This is a genomic window from Gleimia europaea ACS-120-V-Col10b (genome assembly GCF_000411155.1).
In the GTDB taxonomy this organism is placed as follows: Bacteria; Actinomycetota; Actinomycetes; order Actinomycetales; family Actinomycetaceae; genus Gleimia; species Gleimia europaea_B.
In genome coordinates this window covers 1399997-1424169 of sequence record NZ_KE150266.1, presented here as the reverse complement: position 1 = coordinate 1424169, position 24173 = coordinate 1399997, and the positions used below count along the sequence as shown (strand labels likewise).

Here is a 24173-nt window from a genome sequence, read left to right as displayed (position 1 = left end):
CCGGTTTGGCGACTTCTGTAGCCTTTCGATCTGGGAAGCGGCTTGCGGCCGCTAGGTTAGTTGAAGCTCGTCCCGGGCAACCAGCGCGCACTTTTCCGCGTCTAGTTTAACGGGCATGCGAGGTTCGCTCACGAACGCATTGATCGGCAGATTCACCCGGGCGACCTTGCCTGAATCTAGCTGTACAGTTACCTGCTTGGCTCCTCGTACCGCGTGGCTTTCCACCACCTGCACTGCGGCGGCTTCACCTGCAGTATCGGCCATACTCCACGCCCCCGGGCCGCAAGCAAGCTCCAAACCCGCTGGCACATCCACGCCGAAAGCGGCGGCTTCCTCGGCCTGCAAAATCGGGCTGTAACCCAAGAAACTAGCCACCGACCTCGTACCCGGATCTGCCCACACTTGCGCCGGCGTCCCCATGCGGGCGATCACGCCGTCCTCCATGATCGCCACCTGATCCGCCACGGTGAACGCCTCGTCCTGATCGTGCGTCACATAAACTGCGGTTGTGCCCGTTTCCTTCACAATGCGGCGGATTTCCACCGAAAGCTGTTCGCGCAGAGCACGATCCAGCGCGGACAGAGGCTCGTCAAGAAGGAGCAGGCGAGGTCGCGGCGCCAACGCCCGTGCCAACGCCACTCGCTGCTGCTGACCACCCGAAAGCGTAGTCACCAGGCGGCTGGCCGTTCCCGGCAAACCAACCGTGGCCAGGAGCTCCTTTGCGCGCCCATCCCACTGCCCGCGCGGAATGCGGCCACGCAACCCAAACGCCACGTTTTGCCCCACGTTTTGGTGCGGGAACAGCTGCCCATCTTGGAACATGAGGCCAAACCCGCGCCTGTGTACGGGCAGGCGCGCGACGTCCTCACCGTCAAACAGGATTTGCCCCGAGGACGCCTCTAGCCCCGCAATGGCCCGCAAAAGCGAAGACTTACCTGAACCCGAGGCGCCCAGTAGCGCCAGAATCTGTCCCGCCTCCAACTGCAAGGACACGTCTTTCACCGCGTGTACATTCCCGTAGAACACGTCTATGTTTTCCAGGCTCAAACCCATTGTTTTCCCTTCCCTACACGCTTTTTACAAGCTTGACGCTGGGGCCGGTTCGAGACGAGCGATCCACTACGGCCTCCACAATCGCCATCACCGAGCCGGATAGCAGTGCCAGCAAGACCGATGCCGCGAGCGCCATGCCCTGCTCGGTTGCGCCCGGCTGCGAGATCAGCCGGAAGATTGCCACTGGAAGCGTCGGGTTAGCCGGGCGAGCTAGGAAGCTGGTGGCGCCAAACTCGCCAAGAGACATTGAGAACGCGAACGCCGCCGCGATTGCCAGGGATCGGATGGCGTACGGTCCTTCAACTGCAAACAGGGTGCGAAGCGGGCCGGCGCCCAGCACGCCCGCCACCTCTTTTTGGCGCGGATCAATAGAGGCAAGGACGGGGCTGACTACCCGCACAACTAGCGGAATGGCCACCATCGCCTGCGCCATTGGGATCAGCCAGAACGAACCCCGCAAGTCCAGTGGCGGGCGGTTCAACGTGATTAGGAAGCCAAATCCGACGGTCACGGCGGACACGCCCAGGGGAAGCATGAACAGGGAATCAAGGAACTTTAATGCTCCTTTTCCTGCGCGGGTTTTCGGCCGGCGAGTAATCACAATCGATACCAGGCCGCCAATCACCACGGCGGTCACCATTGCAATCAGCGCAATTTCGATAGAGCGCACGGTTGCAGTCACCACCGAGGTTTGCAAGAACTTGGTGGCATCCGCGTTGAATAGGTCTTGATAGTTAACGAACGTGAATTGGCCAGAGCGGTGCAAGGACCTCCACACCAGCAAGCCCATGGGCGCCACCAGTAGCACTAGCACGGGCACCAAAGTTGCGACTAGAGCGGGAATATCCGCTCGTCTAAGCGGCTGCGGGGCCAGGTCCGTACGCATTTTTTGCGTGGCCGCTCCCGCCCCGCGAGCAAGCGAACCCATCCACAGGGCAAGCGCGATCACGATCAGTTGCACAACTGACAGCACCGACGCGGATCGCAGATCAAGTAGTCCACTGGTGAGGAAGTAAATCTCTGTTTCCACAGTTTGCGTGCGTGTACCACCCAGAATGAGGACGAGGCCAAAGGAGGTTGCACAAAACAGGAAAATCACTGCGGCCGCTGAGGCGAATGCGGGCATGAGGCGAGGCAGTGTCACGGTGAAGAACACTCGCACGGGTCCCGCCCCGAGGGCCGCTGCCGCCTCCTCCATCTTCGGATCCAAACGCACCCACATGTTTCCGATTGTGCGCACCGCCAGCGAGTAGTTGAAAAACACCATGCCGATGATAATTGCCGTGTGGGTACCGTCCAAACCCCACGAGCCAAGCGGCCCCGACTCGATGAACAAAGACCGGAAAGCCACGCCCACAACCACTGACGGCAGTACAAACGGGACAGCCACAATCCCGCGAATCGCGCCGCGTAGCGGGAACGCCCGCCGGTACAATATCCACGCGGCGGGCACGCTCAGCGCCACAGATAAAACGGTGGCCACCACGGCCATCCACACGGTTTGCCACACCACTCGCCACGTGCGTGGCCGCCCCAACACCTGCACAAAACCGCTCAGATCCAGCGATCCTGTCGAATCTAAGAATCCTCGCCCCACCAGGTTTGCCGTGGGCGCCAGGAAAAATATCGCTAAAAAGATGACGGGCACTCCCACCGCCACCACTGTGAGTGCCAGTGGTAGGGCGCGGTCCGGGAGTGCCCGCCTCAAATCAGCCATGTTTAGCCGGAATCCGGGGTTACTGGCCCATCAGGTCAGACCACTCGCGCAGCCACTCCTGTTGGTTTTCTGCAATCGTCTTCGCATCCACCTGGTACGGCTTGTCCGCCATCTTGCCGAACTTCGCCAGCGCCTCCGGAGTCTTTGCTTCCGGGTTGATCGGGTGCATGTAGTTCGACTCAGAAATGACTTCCTGTTGCGGGACTTGGAGCATGAAATCGATAAACGCCTTCGCGCCCTGGACGTTCTTCGCCCCGTTCAGCACGCCCATGTACTCCACCTGGTGGAAACACGTGTTAAGTAGCGCGCCCGTGGTGGACTCGGTTAGGTCGTCGTTAGCCGTGTAGGCCGGCGACGACGAGTACGATGTCATCAAAGGACGCGGCCCCGCGCCCTCGCCTGCCGAATAATCCACGCCGAATGCGTCCGACCATCCCTTGGTTATCTTCACGCCGTTATCGCGCAGCTTCGTCCAATAATCTTTCCAGTCGTCTCCAAACGCGCCAATCGTTGCGGCAAATAGGGCCATGCCTGCCGAGGACGAGGCGGGGTTCATCGTCACAAACAGATCCTTGTACTTCGGGTCTGTAAGGTCCTCAAAAGTCGTAGGCTCTTCCAGGCCCTTTTCTTTGAACCACTCGTGGTCAATGTTCACGCACACATCGCCCTGGTCAAACGGCACCAAGCCCGGGGCTCCCTCGATCTGTTGCTGCGCGGCCCACGCGGGTACCTCGCCACCGTCGTCGGAGAACACGCCCGCTACGACCGCACGGTAAGCCGAAATGTTGTCAACGCCGAACGCTACGTCACCAAGCGGCTCGTCCTTGGTGAGCACTAGTTGGTTTGCCATTTCGCCGCCCGAACCAACCTGGGAGATCTCCAGGTCGTAACCCGTTTCTTCCTTAAACTTCGTGAACATGTCTTCCGGCAGATCCAGCGAGTCGTAGGACACGACCGTGACCTTGCCCGCGTCGGCCTGAGGGACCTGCGAAGATTCCTCCGCCGATCCGCCCGTAGATGACGAGCATCCGGCCAAAACCAATGCTGCGGCAACTGCCGCGCCAGCCCAAACACGCCTCATTAACTTCTCCTCACAAATCGTGTACGGTTCAGTCGCGTGCAGGAGAATCGCACCTATAGTGCGTTTAGAGAACTCGACTTCCTACGCCGGTGCTAACCGTCAGGTTCGAGGGTCTGCGCAACGCGCACTCTCAGCGGAATACCGCTCCCCTGTCGCAGTTACGAGCCTACCTTGTCTGCCGTATCCAATCTAATTCTTGCCCACCCAATGAGCTCAAAATCTGGCGGGGCAGGCAAAAACTAGGCATGATGGATACAAAAGCCATTACTTTCAAGATTGGGGTAACAATCCGTGGACGTTCCATACAAGCTCGCAAGCGCTGGCGCGCTAGCGCTATCCGGACTCGTAGCAAACAAGGTAGTTGACCAGGGCTGGAAGCTCGTCACCGGGCACCCCTCCCCGCAGGGCGAGGACGAAGACCAGGCAAGGTTCGCTGAGCTCATCGCGTTTGCCGTCATCTCCGGCGTACTCGTTGCCGTTACGCGCCGCTACGCGCTGAAAGGCACCAAGAAATTCTTCGGCCCGCGCATCAGCGAAGCGTAGGGTTCAACTCAGATACCAACCTGCCTTACCAAGGCACCAAAAAAGCCCGCGTCTGCGGGCTTTTTACCATTCCAGCATCCGACTACAGCGGCGTTATCGCCTGCGCAACAAGTTTCGAAACCTGCCTTACAGCATCTTCCTCCTCAGAAGAGATCACGACTTCGTCACCATATTGAGCCCCCAAAGTCATGATCATTAGTCCGGATGTAGCCTCGACTGTTTCATCACCGAGAGTTACAAAAACTGCGGCCTCAAACTCTTGAGCTTTGCGAGCGATCAGAGCCGCTGGACGGGCATGTAGCCCCACTTCGGAACCTACCCGTACTGTCTGCGTATACATTTCGCCTCCTTGCGAGCTCGCCCCCTCTACATTCTCACAAAACCAGCCGTTACTACCCGCTCAACTCAGTGCGATTGATAACAAAAGACTGCGTGCATGAAGGATCGTCGCCGGATGAGCGCCACTCGAGTATTGTTAAAATATTGCGGAGATTTAACAAAGGTGACCCTCGTGGAACAGTCAATTGTATATGGAACGCCCGTTGTGGACGGCATCGCGTATGCTCCTGTGGCGTGGACGCGCAGGCCGAGTATTCCTGCCCTCAACGCACCCGACCTTCCCGAACATGAACGCCCAGCGGCAATGACCCAGTTTGACGACGCCGCAGATGCGGTAGTCAATAGCCTGCGCACGCGCGCTTCGAAAGCTACCGGCCATGCCTGCGCCCTGCTTGAAGTGAGCGCGTCCATGGCAAGCGACCCGGCCTGGCGCAAGGGCGTCAAGAAGCGCATTGCGCGCGGTATTCCACCCGTTCAGGCCACCACGGAGGCAACCGAAGAATTCGTCACCATCTTCGAACGCCAGGGCGGCATCATGGCGCAACGCACCACGGATTTGCGCGACGTGCGTGACCGCGTGATCGCACACCTGGAAGGCCGGCCCGAACCAGGCGTTCCCAAGCCGGATCACCCCGTAGTCCTCTTCGCTGACGACCTCAGCCCCGCAGACACCGCCGGACTTGACCCGGACATGTTCCTCGCCCTTGTCACCGAACTGGGCGGACCCACCTCGCACACGTCAATCATTGCCCGCCAACTCGGCATTCCCTGCATCGTTGCAGCCCGTCATATTTCCAACATTGCCGAGGACGAATACGTGCTGATAGACGGGCGCGCCGGCACCATCCAGGTTGGCGTTACCGCCGAAGAAGCTAAAGGCCAGCTGGAGGAAGACCACAAGCGACGTGAGCTGATTGAACAGTGGGAAGGCCCGGGACGGCTTGCAGACGGCACCCGCATTGAGCTGCTCGCAAATGTGCGCGATGGGGAGAGCGCGCAGGAGGCCGCCAGCGTGGGAGCCCAAGGTATTGGCTTGCTTCGCACCGAACTATGCTTCCTGGACTCGCAGTCCGAACCTTCCATTGAGGCGCAACGCCAGGTTTACGAGCCCGCATTTGCTGCATTCCCAACCAGCAAGGTTGTTGTTCGCACGCTGGACGCGGGTTCGGATAAGCCCGTCCCCTACGCGACTTTGCATGAGGAGGCAAACCCTGCGCTCGGCGTGCGCGGCTTGCGCACATCCGGTCACTACCCCGACCTGCTTCCTCACCAGCTTGATGCCATCGCAGCAGCGGCAAAGATTCACGGGCATGACAAAACGTGGGTCATGGCACCCATGGTCTCCACTCTGCCCGAAGCGGAATGGTTTGCAAGCCTGGTGCGTGAGCGCGGCATGATTCCTGGCATTATGGTAGAAGTTCCCTCCACCGCGATCCTGGCGCAGCAGTTCATGGAGCTCGTCGATTTCGTCTCCATTGGCACAAACGACCTCACGCAGTACACGATGGCGGCCGACCGGCTATCGCCCGACCTCGCTGAGTATTCGGATCCGTGGCAGCCCGCCGCACTCGCCCTCATCAATCAGATTGCGCAGGCAGGCAAGCAGACGGGCACGCCCGTGAGTGTTTGCGGCGAGGCCGCTGCTGACCCACTGCTTGCGGTTGTACTGATCGGCATGGGCGTCACGTCGCTTTCCATATCTCCCTCGGCATTGCAGGCTGTTGGCGCGCAGCTTTCACAGTTCACCCTGGAGCAGTGTCAGGCGGCCGCTGTAGCCGTGCTGGGCGCGTGGGATCAGGGCGATGCGCGCTACCGCGTGCGCAAGGCGCTAGACATTAACGGTTAGCCGACTCCAACCTCCAACTAAGGTGCGCCCCGCTAAACGCGTGAGCAGGTTTGCGCGGGCCTATCCGTGGCTTACGCCGCGAGCGCATTCACCGCGTCTGCCGGCATTAGAAGCCGATAAGGGGGAAGTGTTCAGACAGGTCTGCGCGTTGTCCAGAAGCCGTGATATCCCCATTTTCGCAGGCGTCGCTCCACTGCACACTTCCCGTCACTAGCTCAAGCCAGGTGTGGGCATTCATTTCCACTACCGCCGGCGGGGTGCCGCGCCGATGCGTGGTTCCACCCAGGATTTGCACCGCCCCAAACGGGGGCACGCGCACCTCCACGGCGTGGCCGGGAAGCAGCTTCTCTAGTTTGCCCAGGCTCCAACGGGTTGCCAGTGCAACCACGGGACGCGCAGCTTCGCCCTCGCTCCACTGGTTCACTGCCTCCAGGCCTTTCGCGTCATCGATTTGGCGCATGCTTCCTCCAAAGTAAAAAGCGTGGCCAAGGCCACGCTTTTCAGCTTATCGAATTTGTTCGATTACTTAGATGACGCCGTGCTGAAGCATTGCGTCGGCTACGCGCTCGAAACCGGTGATGTTCGCGCCCAGCACGTAGTCTCCCGGCTGGCCGTACTCCTCTGCGGTGGCCAGGCAGTCATCGTGGATCTTCTCCATGATCTTGGTAAGTTCATGTTCTGCCCGATCAAACGACCACTGTGCACGCGAAGCGTTCTGCTGCATTTCAAGGGCCGAAGTTGCCACGCCACCGGCGTTAGCGGCCTTGCCTGGAGCAAACAGGATGCGCGACTCTTGGAAGAGCTCAATAGCCTCGGGAGTACACGGCATGTTCGCTCCCTCGGCAACAACCTTGCAACCGTTCTTAAGGAGCGTGCGCGCGTCCTTCTCGTTCAGCTCGTTCTGAGTTGCACAAGGTAGCGCAATGTCACAGGCAACGTCCCACACGTAGCCTTCCTTATAGAACTCCGCGCCCTTCTTACGGCTTGCGTAATCAGACACGCGGCCACGCTCAACTTCCTTCACCTGGCGCAATAGTTCAACGTCAATGCCTTCGGGGTCGTGAACCCAACCGGACGAGTCAGAAATGGTCACGGGGATCGCGCCCAGCTGCTCCACCTTCTGTACCGCGTAGGTAGCCACGTTACCCGAGCCAGACACAACCACGCGCTGGCCCGCCAGGCCCTCGCCCTTGGTCTGTAACATCGACTGCGCAAAGAGGACCACGCCGTAACCAGTTGCTTCGGTACGCACCAGCGAACCACCCCAGCCAAGCGCCTTTCCTGTGAGCACGCCCGCCTCAAAACGGTTGGTTAAGCGCTTGTACTGGCCAAACAGGTAACCGATTTCGCGTGCGCCCACGCCAATATCACCGGCTGGCACGTCGGTTTGCGCCCCAATGTGGCGGTACAGTTCCGTCATGAATGACTGGCAAAAGCGCATGACCTCGTTATCGGACTTGCCGTGCGGGTCGAAGTCAGAACCGCCCTTGCCGCCACCGATTCCCTGGCCGGTGAGAGCGTTCTTAAAGATCTGTTCGAAACCGAGGAACTTGATGATGTTTCGGTTTACTGAATGGTGGAAGCGCAGGCCACCCTTGTACGGGCCAAGCGCGGAGTTAAACTCAACACGATAGCCTCGGTTCACCTGAACTTTGCCCTCATCATCGATCCACGGAACCCGGAAAATGATCTGACGCTCAGGCTCAACAAGACGCTCCAGGAGGGCGTAGTCCTGGTAGCGGCTGTGCTTCTCAATTGCGGGAGCGAGGGTTTCCAACACTTCGTGTACGGCTTGGTGGAACTCGGGTTCTGCGGGATTTCGGTTTAGGACTTCCTCGTAGACCTCTTCAATTCTCTTCATTTTCGTCTCCCTCTTGACCTGCGTAGCCTTTCGCCACGCGCGGATGAATATCCGAATAGGAAAAACTCGGTCATAAAACAGTAAACACCATCTCGACCTTCACTTAGAAACTTCTGCGCTCCTCTTCTCATTTTCCGATAGTGGTATGCGTTACCCCTGCGCACAAATCTTCCTACTTCACGGGCACGCCGTGGGCAACCTACGACGACGGTGACAACATTATTGTGATTGGCCAGGTCACCGACTTCAGCGTCAATCCAAACACTAATCCGCCGTCCGCGCCTCCAGGTTAGCGTCTGCGCGTGCCAAAAAGAGTGCGGGTGATTTCCCTGGTTAGGGTGCGGCCGGCCGTGCGCATGAGGTCGTCAGCAAAACGCTCGCGCCGCGCCTGCTCTGCCCGTGCCGCTCGCTCCGCTTCACGCTGGGCCTTCTCATATTCTCGCTCTCGCGCTTTCGCTTCGCGCTCCAACTCTTTCTCTCGCTCTTTTGCCTGGCGAGCAAGCTCCTTTTCCAGCTCCTTCGCCTTGGCGTCGAGCGCCTTTTGCTCTTCCGCCCTTTGTTCCTCTTCCTCACGGGCTCGCGCTTCGGCCTCCAAACGTTCTTCAAGTAGCTCGAAAGCAGATTCGGGATCCACCGCATCCTGGTACTTAGCCAGATTTGGCGAAGACGCCACATTCTGCTGCACCAAAGCGGGGCTCGCCTCCCCCATATTCGCCGCCGGCGCGTACAAGCGCGTGGGAGCAACCGGAGTTGGCCGCCCCTTCCGATCCAACACCGTCACCACGGCCTCGCCAGTTCCTAACGAAGTGAGGATCTGCCCCAGATCAAATGGGGAAGTTGGGAACGTAGAAACCGTCTCTTTCAACTTCTTCGCATCCGTAGGCGTGAACGCGCGCAACGCGTGCTGCACGCGGGCCCCCAGTTGAGCCAGGACGTCCTCGGGAACGTCCTTGGGGGTTTGCGTAACGAAAAAGATACCCACGCCCTTTGAGCGCACCAACCGAACGGTTTTCACAACCTCGGCCAGGAAGGCTTTTGAAGCCCCGTTAAACAGCAGGTGAGCCTCGTCAAAGAAGAACACGAGCTTTGGTTTCTCTTGATCCCCCACCTCCGGCAAAGTCTGGAACAAGGAGGCGAGCAACCACATCACGAACGTGGAGAACAGCGCCGGCTGGTCGTGCACGTTAGGAAGCTCCAGCACAGAAATGACGCCTGCCCCTCCCCTGGTTTCAAGTAAGTCTGAGGTGTCGAAAGCCGGCTCGCCAAAGAACACATCACCGCCCTGAGCCTCCAGGGCAGCAACCTTACGCAGGATCACTCCGGCTGTTGCTGGAGAAATACCGCCAATCGTCTTGAGTTCTTCCTTGCCCTCCCCCGTTAGGTAGCCCACAACAGAGCGCAGATCTTTCATGTCAATGAGGGCCAGGCGTTGTGTGTCCGCCCAGTGGAAAATCAGTTGCAGGGCAGACTCTTGCGTCTCATTCAGATCCAGCACGCGGGCGAGTAACAGCGGCCCAAAATCTGACAACGACGTGCGGATCGGTATACCAACCCCGCCCTCACCAAGCTTGTAAAGCTCCACGGGGAATGATTTTGCCTTCCATTCTTGACCCAGCGCCTCCGTGCGTTCAAGGAGTTTTTCTGACGAGGCGCCCGGTTCCAGCAAACCCGTCAGATCCCCCTTAATGTCCATCACGAACGAGGGCACGCCCGCATCAGACAGCCCTTCCGCCATCAGCTGCAACGTTCGCGTCTTGCCCGTTCCTGTAGCTCCAGCAACGAGGCCGTGCCGGTTCATCATCTCCAACGGCAATCCCACTTTGGCGGCCGGCACCGCCTGCCCCTCGTCTAGCGCAACACCAAGCGGCAAGGTTTCGCCCTCAAACCGGTAACCACTGGCAATCTGGCCGATGACGGAATCATCCGCAACAGCGGCTATCATCGCGGCTTCAAGCTCCGCTTGGGCGGCAGCGGCCTGCTCAGCGGCGGCCTCGGCCGCCTTCTTCAATGCTTCAAGATCTGGCATGTCACTCATGCGTTCATAGTATCGCCGGGCACCCGCAGATAGTTTGCAAACCCGCGTTGATAATGCACCCGGGTGAAAGCACCCAAAAACTGCGAAAAATTTTGCACTCGGCGGCGCAGTCATAAATACTGGTTCTAGGTTCGGGCCGCCGCGAAGAAAAGTTGTCAGCTTAGTTCTGCGGAACCGGTCGACCTAAGGGGGCCTGCGGCAAAAGCCACAGACCCCCTCTCTTGTAGGTTCAACCGGTTAGGCGAATAGACCCGGGATCACCGCGCCCATCTGCTCGGCAAGCTCACGCACCCGGAACACGAGTGGACGGGACTGGCAGGCGCCCTCGGGAATACTCTCGCCCGAAACCTCAGCAAGCACCTGTGCATCAAAACCGCCCGCATCCCCCAGCTGGTCAAAGCCCGAGATGGTAAGCAACGTGCCTCCCGAAAGGCCGATGCGTGTGCAGCTGACTCCCTCGGCTTGCGCAGCGGCGGTGAGAGCTGGAACTGCGCCCTCGGGAAGTGCAACCACCATGCGGCCAGTGGATTCGGAGAACAGCGCCACGAAGTCGCTGATCTTCTGCGCCTTGACATACGCGGACAGGTCGATGTTGGCACCGATCCCGCGACGCGTTGCCATCTCCACAAGCGCCTGCGCAAGGCCTCCTTCTGCCACGTCGTGTGCGGCGTGAATCAGCGGCTGACCATCCGGGCCATCAGTGTTCACGAGGGCGTGGATGACGCGGCCAAGCGCCATTTCTGCGTCCAAGTCCACCTTGGGGGGAAGGCCGCCGAAATGGCCGTGCACGTCGCGTGCCCACGCCGAAGCGTCCAACTCTTCCGCAGTGTCGCCCAGCAAGTAGATTGCCATGCCCTGCTCAAACCAGCCGGACGGGCGAGCGCGCTTCACATCGTCGATTACGCCCAGCATGACAACCATCGGCGTGGGGTTGATTGACGAGTCGGGTTGGCTCATCTGCGTGCCAGAGGAGTTGTAGAGCGACACGTTACCGCCGGTCACCGGAATGCCCATCTGCTTACACCCATCGGCAAGGCCGGTCATGGCCTGCACGAGTTGCCACATCGCGTCCGGATCCTCCGGATTACCGAAGTTAAGGCCGTCCGAGATTGCGATTGGATTCGCTCCCACGGCCGCCACGTTGCGGTAGGCCGCCGCCAGCGCGAGCTTCGCTCCCTCGTACGGATCAAGCTTAGTAAACCAACCGTTGGAGTCGATCGCCATTGCGATACCGCGATCCGTACTTGCGTCTACACGCACAACGCCCGCGTCATCGGGCGCGGTCATCGCGGTGTTACCCAGCGTGTAGTGGTCAAACTGGTCGGTCATCCACTTCTTGGAAGCACCATTGGCAGAGGTGATGATCGTCTTGATTTGCTCGCCGATTTCCTCACCCGAGGCCGGGCGAGCCAGCTTTTCAGACGTGTCCGTCTGCAGCGCGTCCTGCCACTTGGGCCTGGCGTATGGACGGTCGTAAACCGGGCTGTCGTGGGCAACCGTCTTCGGATCCACATCGACAATGCGGTGTCCGAAGTGGTCGATGATGAGGCGGCCCGTGTCAGTGACCTCACCAATTACCGAGCCTTCCACACCCCACTTGGTTGCAATGCGCCAAAACTCATCCATATTTTCTGGAGCAACAGTTGCCATCATGCGCTCTTGCGATTCCGACATGAGGATTTCACCGGCCGTCAACGTGGGGTCACGCAGCAGCACGTTCTCCAGATGAATGTGCATACCCGTCCCCCCATTTGAAGACAGTTCCGAGGTGGCGCAGGAAACTCCCGCAGCACCAAGATCCTGGATAGCTTCAATCACGCCCTCGTCAAACAGTTCCATGAGGCACTCGATGATCTGCTTTTCCATGTACGGGTCGCCAACTTGCACGGTGGGCCGGGCAATCGACTCGTCGTCTTCAAACGATTCAGAGGCGAGGATCGAGGCACCGCCAATGCCGTCACCACCCGTGCGGGCGCCAAAGAGAACCACCATGTTGCCCGGCGTCTTCGCATCGGCCAAACGCACATGCTCGTGGCGCACCGCACCCGCACAAACGGCGTTTACCAGCGGATTGCCCTGGTAGGACGGGTCAAACGTGGTCTCACCACCGATGGCGGGCACACCCAAGACGTTGCCGTAGCCAGCCAGGCCATCAACCGCGCCGCGCACCACGCGAGCAGTGTCGGGATGGTTGGGATCACCAACGTTAAGGCCGTCCATCACCGCGATCGGGCGAGCACCCATCGAAATAATGTCTCGAACACAGCCACCGATGCCCGTTGCCGCGCCCTCGTAGGGCTCAACATAGGACGGGTGGTTGTGGGACTCAACCTTGAATGTGACAGCCCAACCGTCGCCAACATCGACAACGCCGGCGTTCTGTCCAATCCCAACCAGGAGGTTCTTACCCATCTCCTCGGTGGTCTTAGACCCAAACTGCTCTTTCAAATGTTTCTTCGAGGACTTGTAGGAGCAGTGTTCGGACCACATGACCGAATACATGGAAAGCTCCGCGATCGTGGGGCGGCGCCCAAGCAACTCGACGATCTTGTTGTACTCATCTTCTTTAAGACCAAGCGAGTGCCACGGCATTTCCTCATTCGGAGTCGCTTTCGCGTTCTCCACCGTGTCGGGCACCCCACTTGGGCGAGGGTTTTCAAAAATGACGTTAGAGATGGTCTGCGCGCCCATATTCTCTTCCTTGTTCACCATTGCCATTCCGTCTTGCCTATTACACGTGTGAACAAACCAAACACGCCTCGTGATATCCACCACTGTTTAACGTGTTTGCTGTTATTTCCTGGCGATTTTTCTGCGTGTTCAAATGCGTTCACGGCGTTGATCCACAGGTTATCCACCAAGTTGTCCACACCTGTGTATTGAGTTTTCAAGGTTTCCACGAGCTTGTGGATAACCTGGTTTTGGAGTTGTTAAGAAAGCGAGTTTTTCACAGCCCGCAGAAGCAAAATCTTCCCGACTTGAATCCCCCGCGTGTAACTCTTTGAGATTGGGCTACTTCGCGATAACCGAAGTGAAAATCCGCAACCCATCCGTGCCAGCGCCCGGCCCAGTAGCGGTTTCTGGACCAAAACCGGCCTCAACCGCATTCTCGGGGCTGGCAATCACACCAACCACGTTCCCCGCCTCGCTACGAATACCCGCAATGTCAGCGGCAGAACCAGTGGGGTTGTGGACAAAACGGAGCACAACCAAGTTCTTCTCTTCCAGCTGTTCCAAAACCTCGTCAGAAGCAACGTAGAGAGCTGTCGCCGTGCGAAGCGGAAGCGTGATTTCCTCGCCCTGCTCGTACTTAGACGTCCAAGCAGAATCTGCACTTACCTTGAATGACTCGTCACGACAGATGTAGCGGCCGTCCTCGTTGTTCACAAAACCGCCTGGCAAAATGCCGGCTTCGCAAAGAATTTGGAACCCATTTCCAATCCCGATGACGGGCAGCCCCTGCTTCGCGGCCGCCGCAATAGTGGCCATGATGGGCGATAGTGCGGCGAGACCACCGGGGCGAACATAGTTTCCATACGTTGCGCCACCCGGCAAAATCACGGCATCCGCACCGTGCAAGTCGCTGTCTTCATGCCACAGTTCTACCGGCTCCCCGCCCGCCAATTCCACGGCGCGAGTTGCAGCCGCCGAGTCGAGCGTGCCTGGGAAAGTTACAACACCAACCTTCACCGCTCGTCCTCCAACGCCTCAACACTCACGACGTCCTCTATATTCGGATTAGACAAAACAGAAGCTGCAACTTCTCGTGCAGCTTCCAGATCAGCCTCGGTTACAGGGCCTTCAGTTTCAAGGTAGAACGTCTTGCCCTGCCGGACAGATTTAAAGGCCGTGACGTTAGCGCGCGTAAGCGCGGCAATCACGGCCTTACCCTGACGATCTAGAATCTCGAATTTCGGCAAAATTTCGACTTTGATGCGTCCCATCACTTCTTCCTTCCCGACGTAAGTCGAAGCGGTTGACTTACAAAATAATGCTACAAGCGCCGCACTTGAAAAACAGGGGCCGAGCGGTATTTGGACGCCATTTTGAAGCGGCCGAGTTTTGCGGCAAAATCTTGTAATTAGAACAAAAGTGGCTCCGCCGCCAACAGGGCTAGCAGAGCCACTTCTTCGTCACATAGGAACGCTTACGCGTTGAACTTCGTGCCGGTCAGCATTTCAAACGCCTCAATGTAACGTTCGCGCGTACGTTCCACAACTTCACCTGGCAACGCGGGAGGCTCCGCGCCGCTCGCCCGATCCCAACCAGAAGCCTCGGAAGTCAGCCAATCGCGCACGTACTGTTTATCGAACGACGGTGTTACCCGGCCTTCCACCCACTGGTCAGCCGGCCAAAAACGGGAAGAATCCGGGGTGAGAACCTCATCGGCAAGCACCAGGGAACCGTCATTTCGAGCCCCGAACTCAAACTTCGTATCAGCCAAAATAATGCCGCGCTCCGCCGCGATCTTGGCTGCACGCGAGTAAATCATCAGCGTTGCGTCGCGAAGCGCCGCCGCTACGTCCTCGCCCACCATTTCCACCACCCGCGCAAACGGGACATTCTCATCGTGCTCGCCCAGCTCCGCTTTTGCAGCCGGGGTGAAGATAGGTGAAGGTAGTTTAGAAGCCTCGGTAAGCCCCTCGGGAAGCGCAATCCCTGTTACTTCACCGGTTTCGCGATATTCAGCGAGGCCCGAGCCAGTCAAGTACCCGCGCGCAACGCACTCCACCGGGAACATGGCGAGGCGCTCGCATAGCATCGCTCGGCCCGCAACCTCCGCAGGAACATCCATCGAAATCATGTGGTTGTCAAAGCCCAACTGCTCAAACCACCACGCGGAAAGCTGCGTTAAAATCTTGCCCTTGTCCGGTATCGGCGTGGAGAGCACGTAATCGTAGGCGCTAATGCGGTCAGAGGCAACCACGAGCAGCTGATTCTCGTTGACCTCACTCACGTACAGGTCACGCACCTTACCCGACGAAACGTGTTTAAACCCCGCAATGTTTTGCACTACTGCTCCTTGTTCCTAGAAACCATCCGAATGTAAGCGTCGTCTGCAACCAGCGACCAAAGCGGCGTTGAGGCAGGCGCGCCGTCAATGAGCCCCACTGGGATTCCACACTCGAGCACCTGCCCCGGTTTCGCCGCCTCCCAAACGTGAGTGAGGGCGATCATGCTCGCCTCCACCTCGCCCGGCAAGTCATTAACTGCCCGCGTAATGATGCCCATGTCGCAGCGAGCATCCACGACCACCCACACGGCGGCGAAATCAGTGGAAGAAATAATGCGGGCCGCGTTGCGCTGGTGCGATTCCACAGCCGAATTAACCACCGAGAGGATCACTACGGCATGCGGGTTTTCTTCCCGAATCTGCGCGAATTCCTCGGCGGAACGAGCGCGCGGCCCCGCTCCGGGGTTAACCGTGCGCGCACCGGCCAAAACAATCTCATAGGGAGCATTTATACGCACGCCGAGGCGACTTGCCACATCCAACGCGTCCTCGGGCCGGCCGTTTTGACCGATCACCACTATCGCCTGGCCTGGTTTCACACTGAAACGCGGCAGTTCACCCACCGGCAAACCCTTTGTGAATCCCAGTTCGGAAAGGCCGAGCTTGCCAAGGCTCGCTCCCATTAGCTGCGAACGCTCCCCTTCATTCACACTGGCTTCGCGCGAATACTGAGTACCAGCCCGGCCTTGTATCCGTCCCGAGGTTTCAAATTCCGAGGCCGCATCGGCAAACGGCAGGGGCGTTTCGGGGCTGGCAAGGCGAGCCACTGCCCGACGGTGGTCAAGCTCGGCTGAGCGCAAGCCGCCACGCAAACGCCGTTCCATGGCTTCAACCTCAGAGTTAGGAAGTGCTTGCACCTCCCCGAACACCTCGGCATCCGCGCTTGCTGCCGCCGCGTAAAGCCGGCGCCGCGTGTCCCGCAACAACTTATCCAAGTTACGCGACGCATTCTCTGCCTTCTCGCTCTGCTCGCCAGAGCCATTCCATGTCATCTGGGCGCTCCCTTTCCCCGAACTCATTTAGCATACCGCCTGCGCGCACGTGCTTAAGCTCAGCAGGGAATACGGATTTGGTCGGCGCGAGTTGCGATGTCGGTGCGGTGGTGTGATCCTCGGATCGAGATTTTCGCTACGCCCGCATACGCTCGTTGGCGAGCCTGCGCGAGCGTCTTTCCCGTGGCGCTGACCATGAGCACGCGGCCACCGCTAGTAACCGGACAGGCTTCCCCCTCGCTCACACCCGCTATGTAAACGCGCGTGTTCGGCTCCGTTTCAGCCTCTTCGATTCCTTCCACCCGGTCCCCTAGAACGGGCGTTGCCGGATAGTTTTCGGCGCTGACAACTACACCTACTCCCGCCGCCTCACTCCATTGCAGCGGCGCAAAGTCCGCCAAAGTACCGGTTGCGGCGGCAAAAAGTAAATCTGCTAGGTCTGTTTCCAAAAGAGATAGCACCACCTGCGTTTCAGGATCCCCAAAACGCGCGTTGAACTCGATGACGCGAATGCCGCGCCTAGTCACTACCAGGCCGCAATACAGCAAACCTACAAAAGGTGTGCCCCGCCGAGCCATCTCATCAACCACCGGTTGCGCTACCTTTGCCACTACCTCGTCGGCAAATCCTTCGGGTAGCCAAGGGAGTGGACAGTAAGCTCCCATTCCGCCCGTGTTTAACCCTTCATCATTGTCGAGGGCACGTTTGAAATCTTGCGCGGGCAAAAGTGGCACCACGGTCTTACCGTCGGTTACGCAGAACAGGGACACCTCGGGGCCGTCCATGAACTCTTCTATCAGGATCGCTCCCCCAGGAGCTTCCAGGCAGGCTCGGGCATGCGCTCGGGCGGCGTCGAGCTCACGGGTGACGATGACCCCCTTTCCTGCCGCCAGCCCGTCGTTCTTCACCACGTACGGGGGTTCGAAGCGAGCCAGTGCGGCCTCAACCTCGCTCATTGTCTTGCAGGCTACCGATGCGGCGGTGTCAACACCCGCGCTTTCCATAACGTCCTTGGCAAAAGCTTTTGACCCTTCCAGCATGGATGCGGCTTGCGACGGGCCAAAAACAGGAATACGTGCCGCCGCCACCGCGTCAGCTACTCCCGCTACCAGGGGCGCTTCCGGACCGATCACCACCAGGTCAATGTCGTTGTCGGTTGCCCATTTGGTGACTTCGACCGGGTCATTGGGATTTACGGCAATGTTTGTGCCAACGAGCTTGGTGCCGGGATTTCCCGGAGCAATAAACAAGGTATTGTTCCGCGCAAGTCCGAGTGCCAGTGCGTGTTCGCGTCCGCCGGATCCAAGCAGCAAGATGTTCATGTTTCGCCCTCAATGTTGCGGTGTAGGTCTCTTCCATTCTGCCAATTTTGCAGCCGAAATGGGTGGGCGCCCAAAAGACGGCCACCAGTGCGCGCAAGCATGAACGTGGGCCTGCGCTTTCGCGCAGGCCCACGTTTAACTAAGTGGTTTACTTAGCAGCTTCGATACGATCGTGGAACTTCTTGAGCTCCGCAACAACCGGTGCGGGAACCTTGTCGCCGAACTGCTCGAAGTACTTCTCCGTGTCGGCAAGCTCAGCTTCCCAAGCTACCGGATCGGTCTCGAACAGCTGTGCCCAAACGTCCTCGTCGATGTCGAGGCCCTTGAGGTTGAAGTCCTCAAACTTCGGGTAGAAGCCGGTGAGGCCCTCAACCGCGTCAACCTCGCCTGCACGACGACGGACGATCCAGTCGAGAACGCGAGCGTTATCACCGAAGCCCGGCCACATGAAGTTGCCGTCCTTGTCCTTACGGAACCAGTTTACCTGGTATACCTTCGGGAACTTGTCGCCAAGCTCCTTCTGCATCTTGAGCCAGTGGCCCCAGTAGTCAGCCATGTTGTAGCCGCAGAACGGGAGCATTGCGAACGGGTCGTGACGCAGCGAGCCAACAGCGCCCTCAGCTGCAGCGGTCTGCTCGGAAGCAACCGTTGCGCCGATGAACACGCCGTGCTCAGGCGAGAACTGCTCGGCAACCAGCGGAACGTTGGAAGCGCGACGGCCACCAAAGAGGACTGCGTCTACCGGAACACCCTCCGGAGCCTCCCAGTCGGGGCAAACGATCGGGCACTGCGAAGCGGGCGTGGTGAAACGCGAGTTCGGGTGTGCAGCCTTTTCGCCGCTCTCCGGCGTCCAGTCATTGCCGTGCCAGTCAATCAGGTGTGCGGGAACGTCACCGTCGATGCCCTCCCACCAAACGTCGCCGTCATCGGTGAGCGCAACGTTCGTGAAGATCGAGTTCGCACGCATGGTGTCCATAGCCATCGGGTTCGTCTTGTATGACGTGCCCGGTGCAACACCGAAGAAGCCTGCCTCCGGGTTGATGGCGCGAAGCGTGCCATCCGGGCCGGGGCGCATCCAAGCGATGTCGTCACCGACGGTCTCGACCTTGTAGCCGTCGATCGTCGGCTGGAGCATAGCGAGGTTGGTCTTACCACAAGCCGACGGGAATGCTGCGGTGATGTGGTACTGCTTGCCAGTCTCTTCACGGGTGAGGCGCAGGATGAGCATGTGCTCAGCCATCCAGCCGTCACGGCGTGCCATGGTCGAAGCAATACGAAGAGCGAAGCACTTCTTACCAAGCAGAGCGTTGCCGCCGTAGCCCGAGCCGAAGGACCAGATCTCATTGGTCTCCGGGAAGTGGGTGATGTACTTCTCGTCGTTGCACGGCCAGGAGTCATCTGCCTGGCCTTCCTCTAGCGGTACGCCAACGGAGTGAACAGCCGGAACCCAAGGCTTGCCTTCAGCAATGAGATCCATAGCTGCCTTGCCCATGCGGGTCATGATGCGCATGTTCACAACAACGTACGGGGAGTCCGTAACCTCAATACCCAGCTGGGAGATCGGGCCACCGATCGGACCCATCGAGAACGGGATTACGTAAAGGGTGCGGCCCTTCATAGCGCCAGTGAATACGCGCTTCAGGGTTTCCTTCATTTCCTTCGGATCAGCCCAGTTGTTGGTGGGGCCTGCATCCTCTTCCTTCTCGGAGCAAATGAAGGTACGGGACTCAACGCGAGCCACGTCGGACGGTTTGGAACGAGCAAGGAAGGAGTTCGGACGCTTCTCTTCGTTCAGCTTCGTGAACATTCCGGACTCAACCATCTCGGAAGTGAGGCGATCCCACTCTTCCTCGGATCCATCACAGAAATAAACTGACTTCGGGGTGGTGAGCTCAGCGATCTCAGCAACCCACTTAATAACATCTTCGGGAACATTAGCCGGGGCAACCGACTTAATATCCTCAATCGTTACGGTCATACCTAAGCCTCCTGGGCGTTGTACTTCCTGGGTGCCGTATGCACCCAAAGATATCGACTAGACCCCATTTTGGGATCTTGGCCACTGCCTCTAATTATGGCTTATTTAACAAGATTTTGCACGTTCTGGATGAGCCAAATATGTCCGAAATAGGTGCATACAGACGCATATTCGTGCAATATAGCGGTTTTTGCGGGTCCCCAATATTTGTTGAATATGATTTACGCCGGCCCGTTGAGGCCGGCGTAAAAGCAAAGGCATTTTTACCTTATTTGTTTCCCTGCGCCGCGAGGTCGTGGCGAACAATCGTCGCGTCACGACTCGGGCCCACCCCGATCACCGATACGCGCACCCGCGAAAGCTCCTCAAGCCGCTCAATGTAACGCTGTGCATTGACGGGCAGTTCCGCAAACTTTCGCACACCGGTAATGTCTTCACTCCAGCCGGGCATGCACTCATAGATCGGCTTCGCGTGGTGGAAGTCGGACTGGTTCATGGGCATCTCGTCCATGCGCTCGCCATCCACCTCGTACGCCACGCAGATCGGGATCTGCTCGTAACCGGTGAGGACATCCAGTTTGGTCACAACCAGGTCCGTCAGTCCGTTCACGCGGGTTGCATAGCGACCCACCACGGCATCAAACCAGCCGGTGCGACGCGGCCGCCCCGTGGTCACACCGAACTCGCCGCCGCGCTTGCGCAGCTCCTCGCCCTCGTCCCCAAAAAGCTCGGTTGGGAACGGGCCCTCGCCCACGCGAGTCGTGTATGCCTTCGTCACACCAACCACCGAAGTGATGCGTGTTGGCCCCACGCCAGCGCCCGTGCAGGCACCGCCCGCCGTCGCGTTCGAGGAAGTCACAAACGGGTAAGTGCCGTGGTCAATGTCCAGCATCGTTGCCTGGCCGGCCTCAAACAGTACCGTCTTGCCCTCATCGAGCGCGTCATTAACCAGCAGCGATGCGTCCACAACCATCGGACGAACGCGATCAGCGTAAGACAGTAGCTCCGCCACCACCTCGTCTACCTCAACGGGGCGCTTATTGAAAACCTTCACCAGCAGGTGATTCTTGTTTGCCAGGGCGCCCTCAACCTTTTGGCGCAGAATCGACTCATCAAACAGATCCTGCACGCGCAGGCCGATGCGATTCATCTTGTCCGCGTAAGTTGGGCCAATGCCACGGCCCGTCGTGCCGATCTGACGCTTGCCAAGGAACTTCTCGGTAGTGCGATCCATCAGGCGGTTATAGGAGGGAATGATGTGCGCGTTCGACGAAATGCGCAGGCGGGAGGTGTCCCGGCCGCGACTGGCCAGCTCATCAATCTCTTGGAACAAAACCTCGAGATCAACCACCACGCCGTTACCGATGATCGGCGTGACTCCCTCCGTGAGGATGCCCGCAGGGAGGAGGTGAAGCGCGTACTTCTCCCCATCGATTACCACCGTGTGGCCCGCATTGTTTCCGCCATTGAACTTAACAACCAGGTCAACGCCCGCGCCTAGCTGGTCGGTTGCTTTGCCTTTGCCTTCGTCGCCCCACTGCGTTCCGACGACTATTACCGCTGGCATTTTTACCCTCCATGCGAGGTCTTACCCCTCGCGCAACTCGTTTTTTCAAGGTTTTGCCTTGAGCAGAATGGAGCTTCTACCTCCCAGAGTCTACGCGAAGTGTGGCGGGGGCGATACTTTGCCCACAGTTCGTCCCACATTTGAGGACGGAGTCCCATCTGCACATAACCCGCCTGGCACTCCCATACGACCCAGCAAAAGATGGTGGGGCGCCCAACCGAATGAGCGCCCCACCACCAGGAGACTTCTAGCCCTTCACAGCGCCACCGGTCAGGCCGGCAACGATGTACTTTTGCAAGAACAGGAACAGAAGCAAGATTGGGATGGCCGCAATGACAGCGCCGGACGCAAACCAATCCCAGTTCTTCTCATTGCCACCAACCCAAATGTTCATGCCGATCGCCAGCGTCCAGTTCTCTTGCGAGGTCAAGATCGTGCGCGCGAGCACGAAGTCATTGAACGCCGAGATGAAGGACAGCAGACCAACCACCGCGAGGATGGGGATAACCAGAGGCAGAACAATGGTCCAGTAAACCTGGGCGTGCGAAGCTCCGTCGATCTTCGCCGCTTCGTCCAGATCCATCGGAATCGAGTTGAAGAAGCCGTACATGAGGAACGTGTTGGCGCCTAGAGCGCCACCCCAGTACACGCAGATCAACGCCATCTTCGAGTTGATGCCGAGAGCTGGAATCACCTCACCCAGCGTGGTTAGGAGCAGGAAGATAGCCACGAACGTCAGCAGCTGCGGGAACATCTGGATAATCAGGAGCGCCTGGAGCGAAACCTTGCGACCAGAGAAGCGGTAGCGCGAGAACGCGTAGGCCGCTGCGGCACCCATCAGCACCGTTCCAATCGAAGTGGCCACACCGATGATGATCGTGTTGCCAAACCAGGTCCAGAACATCGTGTCGGAAAGCTCCGCGAAGTTCTCGGTTGAAACCGCCGAGAACAACGAGTTAGCACCCGTTAGCGTTGTCTTAACGTTGGGGTTAAACGCCGCCGAAATCACGTACAGGATGGGGAACGCCGCGTAGATCGCTGCGAGGATACCCACGACGTGACGGAAACCAATGCCGCGGAACCACTTGCCAAACGGCATCCGATTCTTCGTTGCGGCAGGCTTTGCACTTGCAGTAACTGTTTGAGCACTCATCACGCCACTCCTTCCATGGCATTTGACTTCTTAAAGGAGTACATGGACACCGTGCCAACGATCAGGAAGATCACTAGCGACATGGCGGCTGCCAAGCCGTAGTTTGGAAGCGCCTCGCCGGTTAGGCCAGCAATCTTGTAGACCATCGAAATCAAAATGTCCGTATGCCCAACTGGGACGGACGCGTCCGACATTGCGGGGCCGCCGCCATTCAACATGTAAATCAAGTTGAAGTTGTTGAAGTTGAACGCAAACGATGAGATCAAAAGCGGAGTGAGGGCGATCATGAGCTGCGGGAGCGTCACATGACGCCACACTTCCATCGAGCTTGCGCCGTCGATCTCCGCTGCCTCGATGAGGTCGTGAGGAATCGACTGGAGCGCGCCCGTAACGATGAGGAACATGTAGGGGAAACCCATCCACAGGTTCACGAGGAGCACCGAAACTTTAGCCATCGTCGGGTCGGTAAGCCACGGGATAGATGCTCCGAGTAGCTGGTTGAAGAACCCGTACTTTTCGTTCATCATGCCCGCAAACAAGAATGCGGTCATGAACGAGGGGAATGCGTACGGCAGTAGCATGATGGTTCGGTAAACCTTGCGTCCGCGCATGCGATCATCGTTCATCACGATCGCGAGGAACATGCCCAGCAAGAACGTGGTCAGAACGGACATGAACGCGAAGATCACGTTCCACACCAGCACGTTGAAGAACGGTTGCGCGTAACGCGCGTCCGAGAACCCATCGACGAAGTTCTTAAATCCAACGCCAACACGCCAACCCACGCCCAGCGCGTTACCGTCCTCAGAAATGAACGAACCCACCGTGTCGTCAGCCTTATATACAGTGCCGTCCTCGGTGTTTACCATCGTGTCGGTCTGTTCGTCGTACCGGATGGTCGAAGTGAACTGGAAGCCCGTCATACCGTTTTGAGTGCCGAGCGCGCCCTGGTTCAAGTCTTCAGAGAGCGGCACGCGAAGCTGCGTCACTTCGCTTTGGCGTGCACCCAGTTCTGCGATGGAAAGAACCTTCCAACCGTCAACCTCGGTGATGCGCCCGTTGGAGACTTTGGCACCTACCTTCTTCAGGGGCTGCTCGGCGCTACCAACCTTTACTTCCGTCCCATCAAAAACAGCGAAACCGAGTTCGTTGCCCTGCTCCACAATGGCGAGGGGGTACTCGGGCGAGCCCTCCACTCGCTTCGTGTTGTTTTGCAGAAGGATCGACTCGATCGCCGCTTCCTTTGTGAGGATATGACCGTGACCGTAGTTAGTGAACGCAATGTAACCGGTGTAAACGATCGTGAACGCTTGGAAAATGATTAGGAAGACGAGGCCGGGGGCCAGGTACTTCGCGGGGATAAGGCTGTCTCGCTTGGAGAAGTAGATCCAATCCACGGCGGCAAGCAAGAGCACCATTCCGATGCCGAGCACCTTGGATCCGCCACTCAATGCGGTTGCGGCAATGTAAATGCCAAGCGCGTTAACAAGCGCCATGAGGATGAGCTTCACAATGGAGCCCGGGCCCCACGAGGTCGCCACAGAATCGCGCTTACGGCGCTCAGCGCGGCGCTCTATCCTCCGACGTGTCGCGTCGGTTTCTTTCAACATTTGTGACATATCAGCATCGGTTCCCGTTACTAAAAAGGTGCGGCCGGGATGATCAGCCGCAC

At 58.5% G+C, this 24173-nt stretch carries 21 protein-coding genes and 1 riboswitch; of the genes, 3 read left to right on the top strand and 18 right to left on the bottom strand.

Translation table 11 applies throughout. The features are described from left to right. Positions 1-51: 51 nt before the first annotated feature. From HMPREF9238_RS06445 to HMPREF9238_RS06435, 3 genes are read right to left on the bottom strand one after another with little or no spacing between them, the layout of a single operon-like run. Positions 52-1053, bottom strand: a complete 1002-nt coding sequence (locus HMPREF9238_RS06445) for an ABC transporter ATP-binding protein (RefSeq protein ID WP_016444650.1) — start codon at positions 1051-1053, stop codon at positions 52-54. A 13-nt stretch (positions 1054-1066) separates the two neighbouring features. Then, on the bottom strand, positions 1067-2770 hold the full coding sequence (locus tag HMPREF9238_RS06440) for an ABC transporter permease (RefSeq protein ID WP_016444649.1): 1704 nt from the start codon (positions 2768-2770) through the stop codon (positions 1067-1069). Between the two features lie 19 nt (positions 2771-2789). Then, entirely contained in the window at positions 2790-3851 is a 1062-nt protein-coding gene (locus tag HMPREF9238_RS06435) for a thiamine ABC transporter substrate-binding protein (protein WP_016444648.1), read from the bottom strand. A gap of 61 nt (positions 3852-3912) precedes the next feature. Next, positions 3913-4012: riboswitch (TPP riboswitch) on the bottom strand. A gap of 130 nt (positions 4013-4142) precedes the next feature. Between HMPREF9238_RS06435 and HMPREF9238_RS06430 the strand changes: the two genes are divergently transcribed. Further along, the gene (locus HMPREF9238_RS06430) at positions 4143-4394 is read left to right on the top strand and encodes a DUF4235 domain-containing protein (RefSeq protein WP_016444647.1); all 252 of its coding nucleotides are present in this window, start codon (positions 4143-4145) and stop codon (positions 4392-4394) included. Positions 4395-4476: 82 nt separating this feature from the next. Here the strand turns inward: HMPREF9238_RS06430 and HMPREF9238_RS06425 are convergent, their stop codons facing one another. Further along, entirely contained in the window at positions 4477-4734 is a 258-nt protein-coding gene (locus HMPREF9238_RS06425; RefSeq protein ID WP_016444646.1) for an HPr family phosphocarrier protein, read from the bottom strand. 171 nt (positions 4735-4905) lie between these two features. On the opposite strand from HMPREF9238_RS06425, the gene HMPREF9238_RS06420 reads away from it, so the two are divergent. Beyond that, entirely contained in the window at positions 4906-6579 is a 1674-nt protein-coding gene (locus tag HMPREF9238_RS06420) for a phosphoenolpyruvate--protein phosphotransferase (RefSeq protein ID WP_040316810.1), read from the top strand. 106 nt (positions 6580-6685) lie between these two features. Here the strand turns inward: HMPREF9238_RS06420 and HMPREF9238_RS06415 are convergent, their stop codons facing one another. Together HMPREF9238_RS06415 and gdhA are read right to left on the bottom strand one after the other, a co-directional pair. Then, entirely contained in the window at positions 6686-7039 is a 354-nt protein-coding gene (locus tag HMPREF9238_RS06415) for a sterol carrier family protein (protein ID WP_016444644.1), read from the bottom strand. A gap of 66 nt (positions 7040-7105) precedes the next feature. Further along, complete coding sequence (gene gdhA / locus HMPREF9238_RS06410; protein ID WP_016444643.1) at positions 7106-8440, bottom strand: NADP-specific glutamate dehydrogenase; 1335 nt, start codon at positions 8438-8440, stop codon at positions 7106-7108. A 140-nt stretch (positions 8441-8580) separates the two neighbouring features. Between gdhA and HMPREF9238_RS08895 the strand changes: the two genes are divergently transcribed. Next, positions 8581-8733 carry a hypothetical protein gene (locus HMPREF9238_RS08895; protein ID WP_156824408.1) on the top strand — a complete coding sequence of 51 codons (153 nt, stop codon included), beginning with the start codon at positions 8581-8583 and terminating at the stop codon, positions 8731-8733. Here the strand turns inward: HMPREF9238_RS08895 and HMPREF9238_RS06405 are convergent. From HMPREF9238_RS06405 to HMPREF9238_RS06355, 12 genes are all read right to left on the bottom strand, one after another. Further along, positions 8730-10475, bottom strand: coding sequence for a helicase HerA-like domain-containing protein (locus tag HMPREF9238_RS06405; protein WP_016444642.1), 1746 nt, complete (start codon positions 10473-10475; stop codon positions 8730-8732). The genes HMPREF9238_RS08895 and HMPREF9238_RS06405 overlap by 4 nt on opposite strands. 237 nt (positions 10476-10712) lie before the next feature. After that, positions 10713-13166 (bottom strand): phosphoribosylformylglycinamidine synthase subunit PurL, encoded by a 2454-nt coding sequence (gene purL, locus HMPREF9238_RS06400; RefSeq protein WP_040316809.1) that lies wholly within the window; start codon positions 13164-13166, stop codon positions 10713-10715. A gap of 14 nt (positions 13167-13180) precedes the next feature. Continuing rightward, entirely contained in the window at positions 13181-13375 is a 195-nt protein-coding gene (locus tag HMPREF9238_RS09075) for a hypothetical protein (protein ID WP_156824407.1), read from the bottom strand. A gap of 112 nt (positions 13376-13487) precedes the next feature. Continuing rightward, positions 13488-14165 carry a phosphoribosylformylglycinamidine synthase subunit PurQ gene (gene purQ / locus HMPREF9238_RS06395; RefSeq protein WP_016444640.1) on the bottom strand — a complete coding sequence of 226 codons (678 nt, stop codon included), beginning with the start codon at positions 14163-14165 and terminating at the stop codon, positions 13488-13490. Next, positions 14162-14419 (bottom strand): phosphoribosylformylglycinamidine synthase subunit PurS, encoded by a 258-nt coding sequence (locus tag HMPREF9238_RS06390; RefSeq protein WP_016444639.1) that lies wholly within the window; start codon positions 14417-14419, stop codon positions 14162-14164. The genes purQ and HMPREF9238_RS06390 overlap by 4 nt, the downstream gene beginning before the upstream one ends. 203 nt (positions 14420-14622) lie before the next feature. Further along, positions 14623-15489, bottom strand: coding sequence for a phosphoribosylaminoimidazolesuccinocarboxamide synthase (locus HMPREF9238_RS06385; protein ID WP_016444638.1), 867 nt, complete (start codon positions 15487-15489; stop codon positions 14623-14625). Continuing rightward, complete coding sequence (locus tag HMPREF9238_RS06380; protein ID WP_016444637.1) at positions 15489-16508, bottom strand: hypothetical protein; 1020 nt, start codon at positions 16506-16508, stop codon at positions 15489-15491. The genes HMPREF9238_RS06385 and HMPREF9238_RS06380 overlap by 1 nt, the downstream gene beginning before the upstream one ends. 32 nt (positions 16509-16540) lie before the next feature. Next, positions 16541-17803, bottom strand: coding sequence for a phosphoribosylamine--glycine ligase (purD, locus tag HMPREF9238_RS06375; RefSeq protein ID WP_016444636.1), 1263 nt, complete (start codon positions 17801-17803; stop codon positions 16541-16543). 148 nt (positions 17804-17951) lie between these two features. After that, positions 17952-19781, bottom strand: a complete 1830-nt coding sequence (locus HMPREF9238_RS06370) for a phosphoenolpyruvate carboxykinase (GTP) (RefSeq protein WP_016444635.1) — start codon at positions 19779-19781, stop codon at positions 17952-17954. A 268-nt stretch (positions 19782-20049) separates the two neighbouring features. Continuing rightward, positions 20050-21348 carry an adenylosuccinate synthase gene (locus HMPREF9238_RS06365; protein WP_016444634.1) on the bottom strand — a complete coding sequence of 433 codons (1299 nt, stop codon included), beginning with the start codon at positions 21346-21348 and terminating at the stop codon, positions 20050-20052. A gap of 247 nt (positions 21349-21595) precedes the next feature. Beyond that, positions 21596-22501 carry a sugar ABC transporter permease gene (locus HMPREF9238_RS06360; protein WP_016444633.1) on the bottom strand — a complete coding sequence of 302 codons (906 nt, stop codon included), beginning with the start codon at positions 22499-22501 and terminating at the stop codon, positions 21596-21598. Then, a complete protein-coding gene (locus HMPREF9238_RS06355; protein ID WP_016444632.1) occupies positions 22501-24120 on the bottom strand; it encodes an ABC transporter permease subunit in 1620 nt (539 codons plus the stop codon). The genes HMPREF9238_RS06360 and HMPREF9238_RS06355 overlap by 1 nt, the downstream gene beginning before the upstream one ends. Between the last annotated feature and the right edge of the window lie 53 nt (positions 24121-24173).